This window comes from Novipirellula aureliae (assembly GCF_007860185.1).
GTDB classification, from domain to species: domain Bacteria; phylum Planctomycetota; class Planctomycetia; order Pirellulales; family Pirellulaceae; genus Novipirellula_A; species Novipirellula_A aureliae.
Genome location: NZ_SJPY01000001.1, coordinates 1,141,852 through 1,164,040 on the forward strand (window position 1 = coordinate 1,141,852; position 22,189 = coordinate 1,164,040).

Sequence of the window (22,189 nt, forward strand, 5' to 3'; positions counted from 1 at the left end):
TTTCCCCACTCGAGGATCGAATGACTCCAACCAATCCCCAAATCGAAAAACAGCTCAATGAACTGGCCAATCTATGTTGTGAAACGCTCGATGGAGACGAGGCGGGACTGAACGCACGTAGCAAGCCGATCCTCAAGGCTTTGCTGATGAGCGGCTACGTTCGCAAACAAGGAAATAACCTGCGATCCGAAGTCGAATCGAGAGCGAAATCTCGATGCCGTGATGCCGCGATGCACCGCGGCGGTGCCCTGTCGGGAATTACCAGGAAACTACAACAACAATTCGATGACTTGGTGCGATTCGAATCTCAACAGCCAACCGATCAGACCGACGCAAAGGCTGCCAATATCAGTTCAGCGACCGACGCATAAGGTCGTCAAGAAAACAGCTGCACCTTTTTGACTTCTTCGATCAATGCAATGGAAACCGAAACTACTGTTTCGAATACTTCCGATTGAACAATTCAGGGTCAAACGGGTTGCCAACTTGAGGTAGTCGTGCGGGCTGTCGTTGCGGAGCGTCCAGGGAGTTTCCGACCGCGCCTTCAGTTTCCTCCTCCCGCTGCATCTGCGACCCTTCCCGCTGTATCTGCGAATTGTCTTCACCCGATGCGTCAACTCGAGAGGTGTCGAGTTCCATGGTATTGCCAAGATCTGCGAATTGGCCTAACGACTGAGCATCCATCTCGGCAATCTCTTGAACTTCACTGCGCAAATGCTGGGTCGTCCTTCCGACGGACGCGATCCATTTTTGCAGGGCATCTGCGGTCGTCTTGCGGCGATTCGCTGCGGCGTGAGGATCGATCTCCGTTTGCTCGTCGCCATGAGCGACCGCAGCTTTTGTCAATATCGTACTCTCCGATGGCGAAGCCAGGTCAACCTGTGCAAGCGTCGCTTTCAGGTTCTCCTTGGTCATGCGGGCGGTCGCACGTTGCCCCGTCGCAGGCGTCGTCAGACGCCAAGTTCCACCGGATGACGCGTTCCAATGGTTGTGGCATTGACCACAATGGCTGATCAGTAAAGGTTGTACGTAGCGAGCAAAATCCGATAGTCCAGTCGATGATTCAACCACGGCATCGTACACGTTTGAAGCATGCGTCGATGTGGATCTCTCGGCCGCAGGTTGTTGAATTTCAGCCGGGACCACTTCCTTGGCGTTGGTTACCGCGTTCTGCGTTTGCTTGGCCGTGTCACGCAAGCGTTTCTCTAAACGCTGAGCTTCCCGATGCTCTGGCGCAACGGCGTACACTTCGATGAGTTCAAGTGCTGCGAGATCAAATAATTCGTATCGCAGACACCAGCGAATGTCTTCGATGCGAGCCTGTAGCAGCGTTTGCTGATCATACTTTGATCGTTGGTTCACACGATACGTGTAGAGATCGCGAACGGAAGCGGCCCAACAGGCGACATCGGTTCGAGACAACCTGATCTCGGAGTGGTCCTCGCGAGCGATGACAACAAACTCGCCGAGCTGACTCGCGGTTCCGAAAAGAACATTTCCGTTCTTCAGCAGTACGCACGGTTGAGGCCGATTCGGCTCGGGTGTTTCAGGTTCCGTCGCTTCGGTCTGGCCCGACTTCGAAATACCCTGCTGCGAAATTTGCGGCCCTTGCAACTTTTGCTTTTCTTCCGGCTCGAAATTCGTCTTCGCGTTGACAATACGCAGCACCGACGGTTCGCCACAAAAGGCGACGCCGAAAAGGCATATCATTATCAGCAATCCAAAAGGAATGGTTGCTCGTCGAAAAAGTCGGTTGCACATAGCACTGGACATACCAGCAATCGATCGAGCAAGTCAACCTCGTTCGCCAACACTCAATCACCGGTCGCCGGGCTAGCTTGATCGAAGTTTCTCGATCATTAACGCCAATGCCGCGCTAACCATTTGTGTGCTCATGCTAGCCAATTTTCCGCTATCTTTTGCCGCTTGGGACGGCGCCAGCGGTAGATGAACAAATACGCTTTTTGTCTTCATCCCGAAGGTGGACGCGTAATGCTGGCTCAAATACAAGGCAGCATTACAGAGATAAGTTCCGGCATGATGTGAAACTTCGCACGGAATGCCAGCATCGACGAGCGTTTTTTGGCTCTCGTCCAGTGGCAGCGCCGATCGGTAGGCGGCAGGTGAATTGGCTAGCAATTCGGTACCATCACTACGGATATTCAAACCGATCGCTTCGAGTTTAATGAGAGTTGATCCGGGCGATTGGCCAAGATGGATCGCTAAATCGTAGTTTTCCTGCAGATCCGCTCGAAGTTTTTGGCTCATCTCCGTCAACTCGACTGGATAGCGGCGTGTGACCAATTCAGCTGACCCGTCGTACCAACGTGTCAATTCGATCAAGGCCATCCAACTACTGTTTTCAGGCCATCGATCGTAAGGTTCAAATGCCGTTAGCAGTACGCGAGTCACAAATAGAATCCAATGGGAAGCCTAACGGCAAGAAATGAGAAGTTTCCCAAGCATAGCTCAAAAAAAAGGGAAGGCTAGATTTTTGTTGCACGCTCGCCTTTGGCTCATTTGGTTTTGAGCTCGGTGGCCGTTTTCGATTTCTCCACTACTGCTTTTGCTGGATTGACGATCATCGGTGGCAGCTCCTTCCCTTCGGGAACAAACCGCATCGAAATCGAGTTGACGCAGTGCCGAGTGTTTTTCGGGGTGAACCGTTCTCCTTCGAACACGTGGCCCAGGTGGCCCTCACAATTGTGGCATACGATCTCAATTCGACGTCCATCCGCGTCCAAATGTCGATCGACTCGGCCATCGATTTCATCGTCAAAACTAGGCCAACCACAATGACTCTCAAATTTGGTATCCGATGTGTACAGCGGTGCATTGCATTGTCGGCAAATATAGGTTCCCGGATCCTTTTGGGTTGTATATTCACCGATCCCCGGTCGCTCGGTACCTTTACCGAGGATGACGCGAGCTTCCGCCCTGGTCAAAGTGTTGTATTTAGGTTTCTTTGCAGTGCTCATTCGGGAACCTTGTCGTTGGGTTACTGTTACTGATCGTTGGGTTGTTTGTTGTCGCACCGTATTTTTAGCGGGTGCCTGTGACGTTTGATCCGTGGCAACGCTAGCATTCTCGCCAGCTGGTAAAACCGTATCGGGCGAATCGGCAAACGAGAAGTTACTCAGCAGCATCGATGGGCTGCACAGCAGAGCCAAAAGGAAGTTGTGATATCGCAATAGATTGCTCCTGTTTCGGGTTTTCAAGTGATGGGATCAGCCGGCAAGAGATTGTCGGCTTGAGCCGCTCTGATATATTCTAGCGGCTTCATCAAGTCCCATGCCAATGGATGCACAAATTCAGGTAGAATTGGAGGGGACAAAGCTATTATTTTCTCGACTCTTAGGAAATTTAATCAATGACGGACGCGAATTCCGGACAAATGGGTGCTGGTCAAACGGATTCTGGCCAAATCGACAACGTACTCATCGAAGATCGATTGTTCCTGCCGCCTGCCGAGTTTACCAAAAAAGCAGTCTTTTCGACACAACAGCAGTACGAGGAGATGTACGAGCGGGCGAAGAACGAGCCAGATGGGTTCTGGAAGGAAGAGGCGGAGGAGCATTTGCATTGGTTTGAACCCTTTGGCGAAGTGTGCCAATGGAACGCACGGCATGTCCAGTGGTTCGTTGGCGGAAAAACAAATGCGAGCTACAATTGTTTGGACCGAAACATTGATGCGGGGCGTGGCGATCGAACGGCGATCATCTGGGAAGGCGAGCCCGGCGATGAGCGAACCTTGACCTACAACGAGCTTCGCCACGAGGTCTGCAAATGCGCCGCTGGCCTCAAGCAACTTGGCGTTTCGGCTGGCGATGTCGTTAGTATCTACATGCCGATGACGCCTGAGTTGGCGATTGCCATGTTGGCGTGTGCCCGGATCGGTGCCATTCACTCCGTTATCTTCGCTGGATTTAGTGCGGAATCGATTGCAGACCGCAACAACGATGCCAATGCCAAGCTGATGATTACCGCCGACGGACTGTACCGACGCGGTAAGGTTTTGCCGCTCAAGCAAACCGTCGATGAAGCCCTGGCAAAGTCGCCTACCGTTGAGCACTGTTTAGTCCTCCGCCGTGTCAACGACGAGAGCGTCTCCATGACCGAACCACGGGACGTTTGGTGGCACGATGTCGTCGATCCCCAGTCGGGTGAGCTGGCCGCGACCCCGCTCGACAGCGAAGCACCGCTGTTCATCCTCTACACCTCGGGTAGTACCGGAAAACCGAAAGGCATTCTACACACCACCGCTGGCTACAACCTATGGGCTAAGCGAACGTTCGAATGGGTCTTCGATCATCGCGACGACGATATCTATTGGTGTACCGCCGATTGCGGGTGGATTACTGGCCATAGCTATATCGTGTACGGACCCTTGTCCGCAGGAGCGACCTGCCTGATGTACGAGGGAGCACCCAACTATCCTGCCGAGGATCGATTCTGGGATCTAGTCGAAAAGCACAAAGTCACGATTCTTTACACAGCGCCAACGGCCGTTCGAGCGTTCATCAAGTGGGGGGACCAACATGTCGATAAGCATGACCTGTCGAGTCTGCGGTTACTCGGCAGCGTTGGCGAGGGTATCAACCCCGAGGCGTGGATGTGGTATCACAAGAAGATCGGTGCCGAGCGGTGTCCAATCGTCGACACTTGGTGGCAAACGGAAACGGGCGGTATCATGATGAGTCCGCTGCCTGGGATCACGGCAACCAAGCCCGGCTCCTGCACCCGTCCGCTACCAGGTGTCGTGCCGATCATCGTGGATGAAACGGGCTCCGAGGTACACGACCATCACGGTGGCATGCTGTGTATCGACAAACCTTGGCCAGGAATGCTGCGAGGAATCTGGGGCGACGAACAACGCTTCATCCAGCAGTACTGGGCCAGTGTTCCGGGCAAGTACCTGACAGGCGACAATGCGCGGCGAGACAAGGATGGGTACTACTGGATCATGGGCCGCATCGACGATGTGATCAATGTCTCGGGGCATCGGCTTAGCACGATCGAGGTCGAAAGCGCCTTGGTCAGTCATGAAGCGGTTTGTGAAGCGGCCGTCGTCGGACGCCCGGACGAGTTGAAAGGACAAGCGATTGCAGCATTCGTCAGTGTCCGCGACCGGGAACCGAACGACGAACTGCGCCAGGAGCTATTGATGCACGTCCGCAAACAGATTGGAGCACTAGCTCAACCCGATGATTTGCGGTTTACGGCAACACTTCCGAAAACACGAAGTGGTAAAATCATGCGGCGTCTTTTAAGAGACATCGCCTCAGGCAAAGAGATCGCAGGGGATACATCAACACTCGAGGATTTATCGGTCCTCGCAAAGCTTCGCGAAGAAGAGAGCTAAGCAAAATCGTTCCATGCAGTTTGGGACTCTGTGGCGAAACCACGGTGGGTTTTGCCCCAGACACCCGTCCGAATGGCGTGAATGCTTTCGTGGTGAAAGTCGTGAAGGGACGACCGAAATGCTGGTCTTACTCGCTAGCAACAAACCGTCCAAGATCGATCTCGGGATAGCCGTCGTAAAAACGGCGTATCCAATGGCGGCCAGCCCAATCTTCGAGATGCGGTTGCCAACCACATCGACGCAGAAACCGGTCGCTAATCGAACCGTTGCTGATGTGTGCGACAATTGCCAATGCGCCACGAAGCCGAGCGATTTCGCTGAGAATCTCTAGCGATCCGATAAACGATTGGTATCCAGCACTCTTGCCCGCATGCACATAATCGAGAGTCAAAAAGGCAGGCATCCCGAGCGGCTGATGATAGTCAAGATAACATGTGTCATTGCGCATGCGGCCATGCTTTGCCTGCCACCAAACCTTGGCGATCGAAGGACGTGATGCCATCAAACGATGCTCGACACTCACCAATCGTCCGGATTGCATACGAATACGCCCACAACGCCAACGGCGAAGTTGGTTTGCACCGGTTGTCAGGTTCGTAACGGTTCCAATAGTTAGCATCAGAGAACAGACAGTATCTTGCGGTAGGTATCAGACGATTCATCTAAAACCTAGCACACAGAAATCCCCGTAGCGAAACTCGCCAAGCGTTTCAGAGTCACCGAGAGTTGGACCTGAACTCCGGTTGTCCGGCTTTCCGGCGGATCCAATTCATGGATGCCATGACTGGTTTTTGGCGTACGATCAAACGTTCAATTTGATACTTGCCGGGAAAGTCCATGAGCGATAGGCCGATCAGAATGCTCAAGATTCCTTGGCCGGGTAGAACGAGCATTGCGATTCCCATAAACACAAACACGATGCCACTAAAATTTTTCAATATCATCCAGCCATAGTAGAGTCCAGGCCCATGAGGGGCGAATCGTGACCGATGACGCCTTGAATGCAGAAAATAGTCCACTGGCAAGCGAACGATGATTGCCGGAATGGCCATTAGTGACGCAAGGAACATCACGACCGAAACCGCGACCATCCACCAAACCCATTGGTCATGAAGCAGTGCTATGGAGGCGGTCATCGTCAGCCAATAAAGAGGAAGTGGATCTACCGACCACCCAAGAAAATCAAACGCTATAGCGAAGTCTAATCAACAATCCGCAACCCGAGTTCAAAAAAATGCGATCGGCTTTTCTTGAGTGTTGCGGTTGTCATTGTGGGACGACATTTCGCGTCTCGGAGAGACACGGTAGCTGTTTGAGGAAGGGATTTCGCGTCTCGGAGAGACGCGGCTACTGTTTGTAGAAGGGGGTTCGCGTCTCGGAGAGACGCGGTGGCTGTTTGAGGAAGGGATTTCGCGTCTCGGAGAGACGCGGCTACTAGAATAATCGGTTCATTCCGTTGAGGGCGGCAACTCGGTACGCTTCCGCCATCGTGGGATAGTTGAACGTTGTCTCGGTGAAGTACTCTAATGTGTTTCGGCCGTTGGGCTGATTCATGACCGCTTGACCAATATGAATGATCTCCGATGCGTTGACACCAAAACAATGCACGCCAAGAATTTCCAGGGTATCGCGGTGGAACAGGATCTTGAGCATCCCTGTGGTCTCGCCCGTAATCTGGGCCCGGGCGAGTGAGCGGAATAGGCTGTGCCCAACCTCGTATGGCACTTTCGCTGCCGTCAACTCACGCTCGGTCTTGCCAACGGAACTAATCTCGGGACTGGTGTAGATCCCTGTGGGAATATCGTCGACTCGCAAATTGCCATCGACTTGACCGAGCATGTGCATTGCTGCCGCACGGCCTTGCGTATACGCGGCGCTGGCGAGCGATGGGAAACCAATCACATCGCCAACGGCATAGATATGAGGCACCGAGGTTTGGAATTGTTCGTCAACCTCGATTTGGCCGCGAGAATTCGCTTCGAGCGGAATGTTATCGAGCCCGAGCTTGTCGGTGTTGCCCGTCCGTCCATTGGCCCAAAGAAAGACATCGGTTTTCACTCGTTTGCCACTTTCGAGATGCAACACAACACCATCCTCACAGCCTTCCACTCGTCGCATCGTTTCGTTGTGTCGAATGATCACGCCTTGATCGCGAAGGTGATACGAAAGGGCATCGGTGATCTCATCGTCGAGAAACTCCAGTAACTTCTCGCGAGTATTGACCAAGTTGACCTTGATCCCCAAATTGCGAAACATCGAGGCGTATTCGGTACCAATCACCCCCGCGCCATAGACCGCCATGCTCTGTGGTCGTTCCTTGAGCATGAGTACCGAGTCACTGTCGAAAATGCGAGGATGATTGAAGTCGACCCCGTCAGGATGAAAAGGACGCGACCCCGTGGCGATGACAAAATGCTTTGCCCTGAGCGGTTCGCAACCGTCGACCGAGATCGTTTGCTTGTCCAAAAAGCGGGCTTCGCCACGTAATACCGGCACCCCATTGCGTTCGTAAAACGATTGACGCATCGAGACTTGTTTGCCGATGATGGTTTGCGTACCCTGGCGCAATTGTTCGAGCGTAGGGCTGACGTTCACGCCCATTTGGCGGAATGTCGGATTCTGCAGCGCCTTCATCGTCGATGTGATACAGTAGCGAAGAGCTTTGCTGGGAATGGTCCCCCAGTGAGTGCAACCGCCGCCGATTTGCGTATAACGTTCAGCGATGGCGACTCGCATTCCACCTTTGGCGGCTTGCATCGCGGCGCCTTCGCCTCCTGGGCCCGATCCCAGGACGATCAAGTCGAAATCGAACTTTTTGGGCCTCGATGCGTTTTGGAGCGTCTCGTTTTGGCTAGCCCCGTTTTCATTGTCTTCCAATTGTTTATCTTTCTTTTGCGAATCGTTCATTTGCAGAGGACTATCCCTTTAACCTGTCCGGTTTTACTTCCTATCATCAGGCTTGTTTTACGATGTTGATCGCTTGTGTCCAGACGGATATCGCATTTGCCGATTTTGATGAAAACAAAAAACGAGTTTTTCGTGCGATCGAAGAGGCTGGGAAACAGAACGCCGATTTAGTGGTAATGCCTGAGTGTATGCTGTGCGGCTATGCCTATGAAAGCCGTCGATCGGCATTGGAGCAGGCAATCACGGACGAAAACGATGCATTCAAGCAGATCGCCGAGGCAGCCCAAAAAGCGAATCTGCACATCACACTCGGTTTTCTAGAGAAACAAGGCGACCAACTTTTCAATGCATCGGTATTGGTCGGGGCAAGCGGTGTGGTCGGCAAATACCGCAAGATCCATCTGCCACATCTCGGTGTCGACCGCTTCGTCGATCGCGGCGATATCCCCTATACCGTTTACCAAGCCGACGATGTGAGAATCGGCATGGCGATTTGCTACGACAGTTCTTTCCCAGAACCGATGCGGGTGCTCGGCTTGGCCGGCGCCGACGTGATTGCGCTGGGGACCAATTGGCCGGTGACGGCCATGCGGACCGCTGAAGTCGTTCCGCCTGCCCGTAGTATGGAGAACCATTTGTTCTTTGTTGCCGCCAATCGAATCGGTAGCGAGGGCGGATTCGATTTTTGTGGACTTAGCACTATCTGCGGCCCCGATGGTGTCGTGCTCGCTCGCAGCGATAACGATCGCCCAGTGATTTTGTATGCCGACATCGATCCCGAGGAAGCGAGAAACAAGACGATCGAGCGGACGGCCGGAACACACGTGATCGACCGCTTCAAAGATCGACGACCCGAATTCTACGGTCCCATTGGCAAGTAGGCCCAATGGAGAGAAGGCTGAGCCGGGGGGCTCAAAATCGGGTTTTCAGTGCAAATCCGTTATGCATTTTGATGCTGGCTTCCTCGCGATAGCGACGACAGAGTCTGATGGGCAGGCAAAACCCGGAGCGATGAACACCAGTCGTCGCTTTGCGACTCACCGGCCCAACCGAATTTTGAAACCTGGGAACTGCGCCCCAGTCTTGTGCCCATCGTCCCTGTCGGGACGAAAGCTTGCTGTCTAGGTGAAAATGGATTGACGCAGATTTTGTTCCAGATCTCTTTTCTGCGCCAAAGGCGTATTTGACGAATGCAGGAACGGAAAGGAGATAGCCTCAAGCGGCTCAAAAGCGGCGTTTTTGAGCCGCTTGAGAACCAGCTTATCAACGCTAGCGGTTGCGACCGAGGCGGCGGCGGGCCGATTCGGTTAAGACGATCTTTCTCAAGCGAATGCTTTCTGGCGTAACCTCGACGATTTCGTCTTCTTCGATATACTCGAGAGCCGCTTCGAGCGACAGATCTCGCGGGGGTTTCAGGATCACGTTGTCGTCGCTACCGGCAGCACGAATGTTGGTTAGCTTCTTCTCTCGGCAAGCATTGACGATCATATCGTTGTCTCGAGCGTTCTCGCCGACGATCATGCCCTCGTAAACTTCGACACCAGGGGGCACAAACATTTCGCTGCGGTCTTGCAGTAAGAACATTGCATGCGGCATCGTTTTGCCGGAGGTCATCGAAACCAAAACCCCGTTGGCTCGCTTGGGCAAGTCACCTTCCACTTCTCGATAGCTTTCGAAGCGATGGTGAATGATCGCGGTTCCTCGCGTGGCATTGAGCAGTCGCGTCCTCAACCCGATTAAACCTCGAGAGGGGATCAGGAATCGCAACAAACTGTACTCGCCACGTTGGGCGATTTCTTCAATTTGCCCTCGGCGGTTACCGACCAATTCCATCACGGGACCCATCGACTCGGTTGGTACTTCGACTCGCAGGGTCTCAAACGGCTCGTGTTGCTTGCCATCGATTTCGCGAAAGATCACGCGAGGTTTCCCGACACTCAGCTCGAAACCTTCACGGCGCATCGTTTCAATGAGGATGGCTAAGTGCAGTACGCCTCGCCCTTTGACCGCGTACGCCTCGGTGCCTTCGACCATCTCGACCCGTAGAGCGACGTTTCGTTCGAGCTCCTTTTCGAGTCGCCCTTTGAGTTGACGCGTCGTCACGTATTTGCCTTCGCGGCCAACCATCGGTGATGTGTTGACGCTAAAAACCATTTCCAGGGTCGGCTCGTCGACCGTTAGACGCGGCAACGCTTCGCCGACATCGACGGCGGTGATCGTGTCACCGATCTCTACCTTTGCCAATCCTTCGATGGCAACAATGTCACCGGCACCTGCTGATTCGGCAGCGGTCCGTCCCAGTTTATCAAACACGTAAAGGTTCGCAATCTTTTGTTTCGTGACGCCCGATTTTTGATGCAAATCGATTGTTTGCCCCGCCTTGATGCTGCCGCCCGAAATCCGGCCGATCGCGATTCGCCCGACATACTCACTCCAATCAAGCGTCGTAACCATCATTTGTAGCGGTGAATCCGTATCCACTTCTGGCCCTGGAAGGGCATCGACCAGCAAATCCAATAGAGGGCGCATGTCGGTCGTCGGCTTGGCTGGATCGAGCGTCGCGTAGCCTTCCTTGCTGCTAGCGAAAACGAAAGCGGCCTGGTCGAGTTGCTCTTCGCCGCCGAGTTCAGCGAGCAGCTCCAACGCCTCGTCGAGCGCCTCGTGAGGCCGCCCGTCGGGACGATCGACTTTATTGACAACCACGATCGGACGACAGCCTGCTTGCAGTGCTTTTTCAAGGACGAAGCGAGTCTGAGGCATTGGCCCCTCGGCAGCATCGACAAGCACGAGTGCTCCGTCAGCCATTTTGACGACCCGCTCGACCTCGCCACCAAAATCAGCGTGACCGGGCGTGTCGATTAAATTGATTTTCACACCGCGATACTCAATTGCGATGTTCTTGGACAAAATCGTGATCCCTCGTTCACGCTCGAGATCGTTCGAATCGAGAATCTGCTCTCCTCGCAATTCCGTATCGCGAAATTGTCCACTTTGTCGAAGCAGGCAATCGACGGTGGTGGTTTTGCCATGATCGACGTGGGCGATGATGACCACGTTGCGAATATCGTTTCGTCGCACAGGTTCTTGCAGTGAGTGATTGGTTTCGTCGGCGGCCGCGAGAATAGATGATGTCATCGAGAAGGTGGGTGGTTTGTATTTGGTATGAAAGAATGGTTACCCACCTATCAAACCCGCTAGGCACGATTTAGTCGAGATGAAAAGTTCGCGTTTTAATGTCACGCCCCCTTGCAACCGGCTACGGGGGCGACGATCATCTTTACCCTAATTCAAAAATAGAATTTTTTGAAGCTCCCTACTTCGCCGTTGCCAGCGTTGCTATGGTATGCCATAGTTTGGCGAAGCAGAAAACGGCCCTATTTGAATCTCCATCTTGTAACCACCCCCGCTTCAAGTCGTTTTTAGTGGGGTCTTTAGACCATCTCAGTTTGTGAATTTTTTCACAATCTCGAGTGTGCGGTCGGTTGCGGAGGAGCGTTTTTGTTTCCGACGGATGATGCTTTCGACAAAGGCATTCGAACTTTTTCAAATCGATCTTCAATACCTATGACAACGATTAAACAAGGGCTGGATCTGCCGATTGCAGGTGCTCCCGAGCAGCATATTGACGGGGCCAAGCACGTCAGCCGAGTTGCACTTTTGGGCGACGATTACATCGGCATGAAACCCACCATGCTGGTCGCCGAAGGGGACACGGTCCGGCAAGGCCAAGCAGTCTTTGAAGACAAGAAGAACCCTGGTGTTTTGTTCACGGCTCCTGCGTCGGGTAAGGTTGCCGCGGTCAATCGTGGAGCCAAGCGACGTTTTGAGTCGTTGGTGATCGATGTTGAGGGCGATGAGCGGACCGAATTCAACGATGCGAAGGGTGTCGACCCGCTGAGCCTTGATCGCGAAGCGGTCGAGAAGCATTTGTTGGCGAGCGGCCTTTGGACTGCGATTCGTACTCGGCCATTTGGCAGGGTTCCAGCCCCCGGTAGTTTGCCCCACTCGATTTTCGTTCAAGCGATTGACACCTCGCCACTTTCAGCTGACCCTGCCGTTGCGATCGCAAATCGCAAAGACCCGTTCACGCTTGGTTTGGCAGCGTTGACGAAGCTAACCGAAGGAAAGGTTTTTTTGTGTAAGGCCGAAGGTGCAGAGATTCCTGGTTCGGGCATCGATCGCGTCCAGGTCGAATCCTTTGCTGGCCCGCATCCTGCTGGTTTGGTTGGCACACACATTCATTTTCTTGACCCCGTCGGACCGAACAAGACGGTTTGGTATATCAATTACCAGGACGTTTGTGCAATCGGCAGCCTGTTTCAAACTGGTTTGCTCGACACCAGGCGTGTCATTTCGATCGCGGGACCGATGGTCAAGCAGCCAAGGCTTTTGGAGACTCAGTTGGGCGTCGAAATTGCCCCGCTAATCGAAGGCGAATTGAGTTCGGACGATCCTTCGCGAGTGATTTCCGGTTCGGTGCTATACGGACGCAAGTGCGAAGGGAACGTTGGCTTCTTGGGGCGATACCACAATCAAATCTCGGTGATTGCCGAAGGGTATGAGCGAGAGTTTTTAGGTTGGCAAATGCCAGGATTTGACAAGTTTTCGACGACTCGCGTCTACGCGTCAGCCGCCACGCCACATAAAAAATTCAAGCTTACGTCATCCACTCACGGCAGCGTGCGTGCGATGGTGCCGCTGGGGACTTACGAAAAAGTAATGCCCCTCGACATTTTGGCGACTCAATTGTTGCGTTCACTTATCTACCGCGACACCGATGAAGCTCAGCAATTGGGCGTCTTGGAACTAGAGGAGGAAGATTTATCGCTCTGCACGTTCGTGTGTCCCGGGAAGTACGACTACGGCTCACTCATCCGTGAAAGTTTGGCAACGATTGAGCGAGAAGGATAGTATCGGCATCTCCTCCAAGACGCTCAGGAAAAAACAGTAGCAGCGTCTCTCCGAGACGCTGAAGACACAGAAACAGTACCAGCATCTCTCCGAGACGCTAAAGACACAGAAACAGCAGCAGCATCTCACCGAGACGCTAAACACAGAAACGGTAGCAGCATCTCTCCGAGACGCTGGAGGCATAGAAGCAGTAGCAGCGTCTCTCCGAGACGCTGAAGACATAGAAACAGCAGCAGCATCTCTCCGAGACGCTGAAGACACAGAAACAGTAGCAGCGTCTCTCCGAGACGCTGAAGACATAGAAACAGCAGCAGCGTCTCTCCGAGACGCTGGAAACCCCGCGTCTCGGAGAGACGCGTCTACGAGACACTAAGCAAGACGCGGCTACGATACGCGGTTGACTATCACAATGTTTACTACGAACAATCCCATTGGTGGGAAAAACTTATGAAAGCACTTCGCTACGCTCTCGACAAAGTCCATCCTTGGTTCGCCAAAGGGGCTCCGTTAGAAAAGGCGTATCCTGTCTTTGAAGCACTCGACACGTTCTTGTACACGCCAGGCGACGTTACGACTGGGTCCACACACGTTCGCGACGCGATTGACCTGAAGCGAATGATGACGACCGTCGTTGTGGCTCTGATTCCGGTCACGCTCTTTGGTATGTGGAACGTTGGTTATCTGGCCAACAGTGCCTATCAGGAAATGACAGCGGTCGGGATGGACGCTTCGGGTTCTTGGCAGTACTGGGTACACGAAACTCTCGGTTTTGGGCACGATCCAGGCAACTTTCTCGATAATTTCCTACTGGGGGCGATCCATTTTATACCCGTCTATGCCGTTTGCATGTTTGTCGGCGGGCATATCGAAATGGTATTTAGCGTGCTTCGCGGTCACGAGATCAACGAAGGGTTTCTCGTGACTGGATTACTGTTTCCGCTGATCCTTCCACCGACGATTCCGCTTTGGCAAGTCGCCTTGGGAATCGCCTTTGGCGTTATTGTAGCCAAGGAGGTATTTGGCGGCACGGGCCGAAACTTCTTGAATGTTGCCCTCACTGCTAGAGCGTTTTTGTATTTCGCTTATGCCGCTGAAATCAGTGGTGAGAAGGTTTGGACCGCCGTCGATGGATTCAGTGGTGCGACAGCTCTGGGGCAAATGGCAAGTGCGGCGCCGAGCGATACAATCGCCAATCCCGCCGTGGCTTCGCTCGGATCAATCTCCTACGTTTGGGGTGAGACAGGTGCGATCACTTGGATGGATGCATTTTTGGGGACGGTTCAAGGCTGCTTTGGTGAAACGAGCACTTTGCTTTGCATCGTCGGTGCCGCCATTTTGATTGCAGCAGGAGTCGGGTCATGGAAGGTGATGTCAGGTGTTGTGCTAGGTGCGATCGGAACGTCGCTTTTGTTCAATGCAATCGGTTCGGAAACCAATCCCATGTTAGGCGTCCCATTCTATTGGCACTTGGTTGTCGGTGGCTTGGCGTTCGGTTTGGTCTTTATGGCAACCGATCCGGTAAGTGCTTCGATGACAGAGAAGGGCAAATGGATCTACGGTGTTTTGATCGGGTTCATGACGATTCTAATTCGAGTCATCAATCCAGCGTTCCCCGAAGGGATTATGTTGGCGATCTTGTTTGGTAATGTGTTCGCCCCCTTGATTGATTATTCAGTTGTTTACTTCAACGTTCGTCGGAGGAACCTACGCTATGCTACAACGTAATTCGACTCTTTACACAATTGTCGTTGCCACCATTCTATGCGTGGTTTGTTCGTTCATGGTCAGTGCCGCTGCCGTTGTGCTGCGACCCTACCAGGAAGCCAACAAGCGGCTCGATCGTCAGCGAAACATTCTCGATGCGGCCGGGTTGGCGATCGGTGAGTTTGGCTTGCCTGCGAGTGAATTGACCCGAAAGCAAGTTGACGAACTGTATGATCGCGTCAGCGAAAAGCTGGTTGACTTGGAAACGGGTGAATACAACACCGACTTGGATCCGAAGACCTACGACCCGCGTGAAGCGATCGACAATAAAGATCAAAGCATCGCGATCGAAGACGTCAAATACAACCCTGGCGAGCGACGTCGTGAAAAGGTCGCTCGCGTTTACTTCGTGAAGAAACCTGGCAGTGAAAAGATCGATCAGGTTGTTTTGCCAATCTATGGCAAAGGTTTGTGGTCGACCCTTTATGGATTCATGGCACTCAAGAGCGACCTAACAACGATTAGTGGATTGACATTCTACGAGCATGGTGAAACGCCTGGTCTTGGTGGCGAGGTGGATAACCAAAACTGGAAACAGCAATGGAATGGTCAAAAGTTGTACAACGAAAAAGGGGAGCCTGCGGCATTTGTCTACAAGGGTGCGGCTCCTCCCGACAACCCCTACGCCGTCGATGGGCTTTCGGGGGCAACGATTACATCTAACGGCGTCACGAATTTGATGCGTTATTGGGCGAGTGACGATGGGTATGGTCATTTCCTTGACAAGTTGGCTGGTGAACTTTCGAGTGAGTCCGATTCGGATCAAGTGGATTCCTCGACTTCCGCTCAAGTGGACAACGACATTCCAAACGGAGACGCATAACGATGGCAACAATCAAAGCGAAAGAGGCCCTGTTTGGGCCGGTGATCGACAACAATCCGATCGCTCTTCAAATTCTGGGAATCTGTAGTGCACTTGCGGTCACGACGAAGATGGAAACATCGGTCGTCATGGCGATTGCCGTGATTGCGGTAACCGCGTTTAGCAATTTAGCTGTCAGCGCGATTCGGCATTACATTCCCAGCAGCATCCGAATCATCGTCCAAATGACCGTGATTGCATCGTTGGTGATCGTCGTTGATCAAATACTCAAAGCATTCTTGTTTGACATTAGCAAACAGCTTTCCGTTTTTGTCGGGTTGATCATTACGAACTGCATCGTGATGGGACGAGCCGAAGGGTTTGCGATGAAGAACGGCCCCGGGATCAGTTTCCTCGATGGGATTGGCAATGGTTTGGGGTATGGTTTTGTTCTTTTGTTCGTCGCTTTCTTTCGAGAACTCTTCGGTGCCGGATCGCTATTTGGTGTTCGGATCATGCCCGAGTTTTACGAACCCAACAATTTGATGTTACTGCCGCCTAGCGCGTTTTTCTTGATCGGCTTTTTGATTTGGGCGATTCGCACCATCAAGCCAGAACAAATTGAAGAGGCTTAATTCGATGGAACATTACTTTAGCATTTTGATGAAGGCGATCTTTGTCGAGAATCTTGCGTTGGCCTTCTTTCTCGGCATGTGTACCTTCTTGGCGGTAAGCAAGAATGTTAAAACCGCGCTTGGACTTGGAGTCGCGGTCGTTGCGATCTTAACGATTACGGTTCCGGCAAACCAATTGATCTACTCGCTACTGCTCAAAAAGGGAGCGCTCGGCTGGGTCAATGAAACGTTTGGCGTTGCCACTGCGACCATGGACTTTTCCACCGTCGACTTGACGTTTTTAGGGTTTATTAGCTACATCGGCGTGATCGCGGCAATGGTTCAAATCCTAGAAATGACGCTCGATAAATTTTTTCCACCACTCTACAACGCACTCGGGATCTTCCTGCCATTGATCACCGTCAATTGTGCAATCCTCGGTGCTTCGTTGTTCATGGAACAGCGAAAGTACGACTTTGTTGATAGTTGTGTCTATGGATTCGGTTGTGGAATCGGTTGGGCGATCGCGATCGCCGCATTGGCAGGGATTCGCGAGAAGATGAAGTACAGTGATGTGCCACCACCCCTGCGTGGACTAGGGATCACGTTTATTACCGTCGGCTTGATGGCGTTGGCCTTCATGTCGTTTGGCGGGATTCAATTGTAGAGAAGCGATGCAGCGATGTGGTGCAAACCCTGCTGAGAATTAACCATTACCTTTTTGTTTTCGGACGAATTTAACAAAGATGAATACCATCTTACTTGGCGTCGCGATGTTCACAGTCGTCGTGCTCGCGTTAGTTTTGATTATCCTTGCGGCGAAGAGCCAATTAGTCGCTTCGGGACCCGTCAAGATCTTGATCAATCATGAGAAAGAGATAGAAGTGCCGGCGGGTGGGAAATTGCTCGGAGCGCTTGCAGATGCAGGCGTCTTCGTCTCGAGCGCTTGCGGCGGCGGCGGTACTTGCGCCCAATGTAAAGTAAAGGTCGAATCGGGCGGCGGCGATATCCTGGCCACCGAAAAAGGTCATATCAACAAGAAGGAAGCCGCCGAAGGCGAACGACTCAGTTGCCAAGTGGCGGTCAAACAAGACATGGTCGTCGAGGTGCCTGCCGAAGCGTTTGATACCAAAAAATGGGAATGCACCGTCCGTAGCAACAATAACGTTGCAACGTTCATCAAGGAGTTCGTGCTAGAACTTCCCGAAGGTGAAGAGGTTGATTTCCGAGCGGGCGGTTATATTCAAATCGAGTGCCCACCACACGAAGTCCACTATAAAGATTTTGTCATCGAAGATCGCTTTCGCGAAGATTGGGACAAATTCGATGTCTGGCGTTACGTGTCGAAGGTCGATGAACCCGTCGTACGTGCGTACTCGATGGCCAACTACCCCGGCGAAAAAGGCATCATTATGCTCAATGTGCGTGTGGCATCACCACCGCCTCGAGCACCCGAAGGTACTCCACCTGGAAAAATGAGTAGTTGGATCTTTAGTTTGAAGCCTGGCGACAAGGCTACCATTAGCGGGCCCTACGGAGAGTTCTTTATCAAGGATACCGACGCCGAAATGGTTTACATCGGTGGGGGTGCCGGAATGGCTCCGCTGCGAAGTCACATCTTTGAACTGTTCAAGCGAAAGAAGACCAACCGAAAGGTCTCGTATTGGTACGGTGGTCGATCTAGCCGCGAACTGTTTTATGTCGATCATTTCCGTGAAATTGAGAAAGAGTTCCCGAACTTCCAATTCAATATCGCCCTTTCCGAACCCCTTCCGGAAGACAATTGGTCGGGGTATCAAGGCTTCATTCACCAAGTCTTGCTTGAAAACTACTTGTCCAAACATCCGGCTCCCGAAGACATCGAGTACTACATTTGTGGACCGCCGATGATGAACCAAGCGGTCTTCAAAATGCTTGATGACCTTGGTGTGGAACCTGAAAACATCGCCTATGACGATTTCGGCGGCTAAACATGTTATGCAAAACCATTCGCCAAACGGTCCTGGTAACGCTTTGTCTTTGTAGCGTCGCGGTCCCGATTGGCGAATTGCATGCCGGTGATGCGGAGATACTTGAACTTCGCGGACCGACGATGGGGACGACCTACATGGTCAAAATCTACGATCCCCCGGCGTTCAAAGAACCGATCGCTGAAGAAATCGATGCGGAACTCCGTCTGGTCAATGACCAGATGTCGACCTACTTGAAGTCGTCCGAGCTGAGTCGTTTTAACGACTCCGATTCAACGGATTGGTTTGAGGTCAGCCGCGACACGGCGCTCGTGGTGCAGATGGCTTTGGAAGTTGCCGAAGCGACTGGCGGAGCGTTCGATCCGACGGTCGGACCACTTGTCAATGCGTGGAGTTTTGGGCCAGACCCCAAGACACAGGAGGTTCCATCGGAACAAAAGCTTGCCGAGCTGCGCAAATTGGTCGGTTACAAGAACCTCTCCGTGCGAACCGATCCGCCCGCTCTAAAGAAGTTGATCCCGAGTTTGCGAGTCGATTTGTCAGCAATCGCCAAGGGGCATGGCGTCGACCGTGTTGTCGAACTGCTCGCACAAGCGGACGCGAAAAATGTCTTTGTCGAAATCGGGGGAGAAGTCCGCACGGTCGGCAGGAAGGGGGATGATCGATGGAAAGTTGGTATCCAGAATCCTGAAACCCGCTTTGTAACGACTGGACAAACATCTGCGATGCCTCCATCGATCGCTGCAGCTCATCCGCTAACCAATCAAGCGATGGCGACCTCGGGCGATTACCAGAACTACTTTGAAGTGGATGGAAAACGTTATTCTCATACAATCGACCCCAGAACGGGTCGACCTGTCGAACATGGTCTAGCGTCCGTCTCCGTCATCTCGGATACTTGTATGAAAGCGGATGCTTGGGCAACCGCGATCGATGTCCTCGGCATGAAGGACGGACTTCGCGCAGCCCAAGAACAATCACTCGACGTTTTTTTGATTTCACGAAACGAATCGGGAATTGTGAAAGTTGGTACGGGGGCGCTCAAGCAGTATGCGGAAGGAAAATCGCTAGATGAAGTGACTGTCACGCAGCAAGACATTCCTTGGCTGACCCGGTTCATGCCAACCTTGGTGGTTACGATAATAGGCTTCACGGTCTTCTTGATCGCCATGGCGATCGGCGTGCTGCTCGGCGGAAAGCGAATCAGCGGATCGTGTGGCGGTTTGGCGGGGAAAGAGAATCCGGACGGCAGTATCCGTTGCTCGATGTGCGGAACTCCATCCGAGGGCTGCAAAGAATTACGCGAAAAAATGCAGAACAGTACATCCAAATAATGGTTTCGTCGCGAGAGTTGCCAAGACTTTCGGCAGCAAGCAGGAACGGAAGTACAGGCAGAACATCACAACACGGAATTCCAGAAAGCGAATATGGGTACGGCGATGAAAGTAAACGAATACTTCGACGGCAACGTCAAATCGATTGGTTTTGAAAACAGGGAAGGCCGAGCCACGAGCGGCGTGATGGCGGTTGGGCAGTATGAGTTTGGCACCAGCGAGAACGAGCGAGTAAAAGTCGTTTCGGGTGAGTTGATTGTCAAACTGCCGGGCCAAAGTGAGTATGTGGCCTATCCATCGGGAAGTGAATTCCAGGTAGCCGCGGATGAGAAATTCCAATTAAAGGTCGAACAGCCGACCGCGTATTTGTGTTTTTATAGCTAGTGCTTCAACCAGATTAAAATTTAGGGTTGGTCGTAGTGGACGAGGCTACGAGTCCCTTACGGCACAGCGGTCCAAAAGGACTCGTTACCTCGTCCACCACCTTTGATTTCAAGGCAGACAATTTCTATCCCTCTCCATTCGATTTGTACAACATGAGCATCATTAAATCCGTCCGTGGTTTTACCCCTCAATTTGGTGACAATTGTTTTCTTGCCGACAATGCGGTCGTTGTCGGGGATGTCGTCATGGGCAATGAGTGCTCGGTTTGGTTCGGGGCGGTCGTTCGCGGCGATGTCAATTCGATTCGAATTGGCAACAAAGTCAACATTCAAGATGGGGCGGTTCTACATACGTTGTATCAAAAGTCGGTCATCGAGATTGATGATAATGTTTCGATCGGGCACAACGTCTGTGTTCATGGTGCGAAGATCGAAAAGAATTGTTTGATTGGAATCGGTTCCGTGGTTCTCGATCATGTCGTCGTCGGTGAAGGCTCCATCATTGGTGCAGGATCGGTCGTGTTGCAAGGCACTCAGATTGAGCCTGGCAGTTTGTATGCGGGTACCCCGGCGAAACGCATCAAGGATGTCGATCCTGAACAGGCGAAAGAGATGATCGAACGAATTGCAAACAACTATGTCTTTTATTCAAGTTGGTACAAAGAATCGTAAAACGTCTTCGCCGGTAGTGGATCTTGTTAAAGATGCCCCAGCGCCGGGACCTTTGGCCCGATCAACGACGCATGGATGAGAATGCAAATAGAGTCAAAAGACTCAAGGTTCCGAGCGTCCGACAATTAAGACTTATCGACCTGGACCGGGATTTGGCACTGAGTTAAAAAAGCTTCGAGCCTATCGTTCCCAAACAATCTCCATCCGCCCGGTGATTGGTTACACTGGAGCAGAATGGTTTCACACGGTTCGGCGATCTCCGCAGCAAACTCTGGTTTGCCATTGTTCAAAACCGTATCGAGAACGCTTGGCCAACAGAGGCCGACAAAAGAACTCGATTTTCCCGTGTCCGTCTTGGCGGTTCCCATCAATCGTTGATAGTGCTCGAGAAGAGGGAACACGGGGACTTGGGAAAACAGGACGATCATCCCGTTGGATCCCCATCCATTTTGAACCCATTCGACTCGCTGCTGAGGATCGACAATGGGTACCATCCGTGGCGAAACCTCGGCGGCAACAGCAGGCGGGATGTTCGCCAACAAGTAATCGGGCATCGTCTCGTCGACGGCTTCGGTAGCAGCAAGCTGAGTGCGTCCAAAGTCGACGATGAACGTCGTCGGGCATGCGAACGCTAATCGTTCGACGATCATTGACGGATCAGCCCATGCCGAAAGTTGGGTGGCACACATCAATCCCGACGGGCAACGGTGAAGTTGCAGTTCCAAGTGCCCCAGCGGGGGAGATGGCTTCTTTTTTATTTTTGGAATTTCAGGGACGTTCGTATCTGAAATGTCCGTTCTCGGAACCTCAAACGCGGGTGGTGACGTAGCGGGTTCGGTCGCTCGGGTTTCAAACTCTGAAAATTCGTCCTCCGGAACGGTATCCTGGTTGGAGAGCGTTTTTGGGGGAGTTGTCTCGGCAGGGGCGGTAGGTGGCGATTGCCACTCGGGCAGATCGGCTGGAGCTAAATCGGCTGGAGCTAGATCGGCTGGGGGAAGCGGTATCTCTGCCGCAGCGGAATGAGGATCATGATCGGTCGTGATTGGGGATGGGACGATCGGATGGGTGGCATAGGAGGAGTCGAACTGGAACGCGAATACAAATTGGCCTGCCCGGATGCGATCACCATCGTTGAGCACGATTGATCGAATCGGTTCGTCGTTCATCCACGTGCCGTTAGTCGATTGCAAATCCTCGATGACGCACGCATCGCCCTCGATCGAGACGTGAAAGTGCCGCGACGACAAACTAGGATCTTCACCGAGAATCACATCGGCGCGTTCGGTTCGTCCAAAAACCATCGTTTCGCCTGGCCTCAGCAGCCAACGGGCGCCCGGTCGTGGGCCTGACTCGACAATGATGACAACCCGCAATGTATTCTCCTTGTGAAATAGGACGACGTCGTATTATAATCAAACTGCAGTGTGGCGGGGGGCGATCAATCCGCTCGAGTTGTCGGGGCGATTCTTT

General features: G+C 52.6%; 20 protein-coding genes. 12 read left to right on the plus strand and 8 right to left on the minus strand.

Annotated elements, in window-relative coordinates:
• The first annotated feature begins 20 nt into the window (after positions 1–20).
• The gene (locus tag Q31b_RS04340; protein WP_146598382.1) at positions 21–371 is read left to right on the plus strand and encodes a hypothetical protein; all 351 of its coding nucleotides are present in this window, start codon (positions 21–23) and stop codon (positions 369–371) included.
• Positions 372–432: 61 nt separating this feature from the next.
• Here Q31b_RS04340 and Q31b_RS04345 read toward each other — a convergent pair whose 3' ends face one another.
• The 3 genes from Q31b_RS04345 to Q31b_RS04355 all read right to left on the minus strand — a co-directional run bounded on the left by Q31b_RS04345 (position 433) and on the right by Q31b_RS04355 (position 3,191).
• Complete coding sequence (locus Q31b_RS04345; RefSeq protein ID WP_146598383.1) at positions 433–1,710, minus strand: hypothetical protein; 1,278 nt, start codon at positions 1,708–1,710, stop codon at positions 433–435.
• A gap of 123 nt (positions 1,711–1,833) precedes the next feature.
• Positions 1,834–2,412, minus strand: a complete 579-nt coding sequence (locus tag Q31b_RS04350; protein WP_146598384.1) for a pyroglutamyl-peptidase I — start codon at positions 2,410–2,412, stop codon at positions 1,834–1,836.
• 104 nt (positions 2,413–2,516) lie between these two features.
• Entirely contained in the window at positions 2,517–3,191 is a 675-nt protein-coding gene (locus Q31b_RS04355; RefSeq protein ID WP_231617288.1) for a methionine-R-sulfoxide reductase, read from the minus strand.
• Positions 3,192–3,370: 179 nt separating this feature from the next.
• Here Q31b_RS04355 and acs point away from each other — a divergent pair, with 179 nt between their 5' ends.
• The gene (acs, locus tag Q31b_RS04360) at positions 3,371–5,362 is read left to right on the plus strand and encodes an acetate--CoA ligase (RefSeq protein ID WP_146598386.1); all 1,992 of its coding nucleotides are present in this window, start codon (positions 3,371–3,373) and stop codon (positions 5,360–5,362) included.
• Positions 5,363–5,489: 127 nt separating this feature from the next.
• Here acs and Q31b_RS04365 read toward each other — a convergent pair whose 3' ends face one another.
• From Q31b_RS04365 to sthA, 3 genes are all read right to left on the minus strand, one after another.
• Positions 5,490–5,981 carry a hypothetical protein gene (locus Q31b_RS04365; protein WP_146598387.1) on the minus strand — a complete coding sequence of 164 codons (492 nt, stop codon included), beginning with the start codon at positions 5,979–5,981 and terminating at the stop codon, positions 5,490–5,492.
• Positions 5,982–6,078: 97 nt separating this feature from the next.
• A complete protein-coding gene (locus tag Q31b_RS04370) occupies positions 6,079–6,498 on the minus strand; it encodes a PGPGW domain-containing protein (protein ID WP_146598388.1) in 420 nt (139 codons plus the stop codon).
• Positions 6,499–6,796: 298 nt separating this feature from the next.
• Complete coding sequence (gene sthA / locus Q31b_RS04375) at positions 6,797–8,269, minus strand: Si-specific NAD(P)(+) transhydrogenase (protein WP_146598389.1); 1,473 nt, start codon at positions 8,267–8,269, stop codon at positions 6,797–6,799.
• A gap of 62 nt (positions 8,270–8,331) precedes the next feature.
• Between sthA and Q31b_RS04380 the strand changes: the two genes are divergently transcribed.
• Entirely contained in the window at positions 8,332–9,150 is an 819-nt protein-coding gene (locus tag Q31b_RS04380) for a carbon-nitrogen hydrolase family protein (RefSeq protein WP_146598390.1), read from the plus strand.
• A gap of 388 nt (positions 9,151–9,538) precedes the next feature.
• Here the strand turns inward: Q31b_RS04380 and typA are convergent, their stop codons facing one another.
• Complete coding sequence (typA, locus tag Q31b_RS04385; protein ID WP_146598391.1) at positions 9,539–11,404, minus strand: translational GTPase TypA; 1,866 nt, start codon at positions 11,402–11,404, stop codon at positions 9,539–9,541.
• Positions 11,405–11,833: 429 nt separating this feature from the next.
• Here typA and Q31b_RS04390 point away from each other — a divergent pair, with 429 nt between their 5' ends.
• The 9 genes from Q31b_RS04390 (at position 11,834) to Q31b_RS04430 (ending at position 20,719) form a co-directional block, all read left to right on the plus strand.
• Positions 11,834–13,180: a Na(+)-translocating NADH-quinone reductase subunit A gene (locus Q31b_RS04390; RefSeq protein ID WP_146598392.1), complete on the plus strand. Its 1,347-nt coding sequence runs from the start codon at positions 11,834–11,836 to the stop codon at positions 13,178–13,180.
• 447 nt (positions 13,181–13,627) lie between these two features.
• Complete coding sequence (locus tag Q31b_RS04395) at positions 13,628–14,905, plus strand: NADH:ubiquinone reductase (Na(+)-transporting) subunit B (RefSeq protein ID WP_146598393.1); 1,278 nt, start codon at positions 13,628–13,630, stop codon at positions 14,903–14,905.
• Positions 14,892–15,767 (plus strand): Na(+)-translocating NADH-quinone reductase subunit C, encoded by an 876-nt coding sequence (locus tag Q31b_RS04400; RefSeq protein WP_146598394.1) that lies wholly within the window; start codon positions 14,892–14,894, stop codon positions 15,765–15,767. Before Q31b_RS04395 ends, Q31b_RS04400 begins: the two co-directional genes overlap by 14 nt.
• Positions 15,768–15,769: 2 nt before the next feature.
• The gene (locus tag Q31b_RS04405; RefSeq protein WP_146598395.1) at positions 15,770–16,381 is read left to right on the plus strand and encodes an NADH:ubiquinone reductase (Na(+)-transporting) subunit D; all 612 of its coding nucleotides are present in this window, start codon (positions 15,770–15,772) and stop codon (positions 16,379–16,381) included.
• Between the two features lie 4 nt (positions 16,382–16,385).
• On the plus strand, positions 16,386–17,027 hold the full coding sequence (gene nqrE / locus Q31b_RS04410) for an NADH:ubiquinone reductase (Na(+)-transporting) subunit E (RefSeq protein WP_146598396.1): 642 nt from the start codon (positions 16,386–16,388) through the stop codon (positions 17,025–17,027).
• Between the two features lie 79 nt (positions 17,028–17,106).
• Complete coding sequence (nqrF, locus tag Q31b_RS04415) at positions 17,107–18,330, plus strand: NADH:ubiquinone reductase (Na(+)-transporting) subunit F (RefSeq protein WP_146598397.1); 1,224 nt, start codon at positions 17,107–17,109, stop codon at positions 18,328–18,330.
• Between the two features lie 2 nt (positions 18,331–18,332).
• Positions 18,333–19,664, plus strand: coding sequence for an FAD:protein FMN transferase (locus Q31b_RS04420; protein ID WP_231617289.1), 1,332 nt, complete (start codon positions 18,333–18,335; stop codon positions 19,662–19,664).
• Positions 19,665–19,769: 105 nt separating this feature from the next.
• Positions 19,770–20,048: a pyrimidine/purine nucleoside phosphorylase gene (gene ppnP, locus Q31b_RS04425; RefSeq protein WP_146598398.1), complete on the plus strand. Its 279-nt coding sequence runs from the start codon at positions 19,770–19,772 to the stop codon at positions 20,046–20,048.
• 152 nt (positions 20,049–20,200) lie between these two features.
• Positions 20,201–20,719, plus strand: coding sequence for a gamma carbonic anhydrase family protein (locus tag Q31b_RS04430; protein ID WP_146598399.1), 519 nt, complete (start codon positions 20,201–20,203; stop codon positions 20,717–20,719).
• Between the two features lie 125 nt (positions 20,720–20,844).
• Here Q31b_RS04430 and Q31b_RS04435 read toward each other — a convergent pair whose 3' ends face one another.
• Positions 20,845–22,092: an FHA domain-containing protein gene (locus Q31b_RS04435; protein WP_146598400.1), complete on the minus strand. Its 1,248-nt coding sequence runs from the start codon at positions 22,090–22,092 to the stop codon at positions 20,845–20,847.
• Positions 22,093–22,189 lie beyond the last annotated feature (97 nt).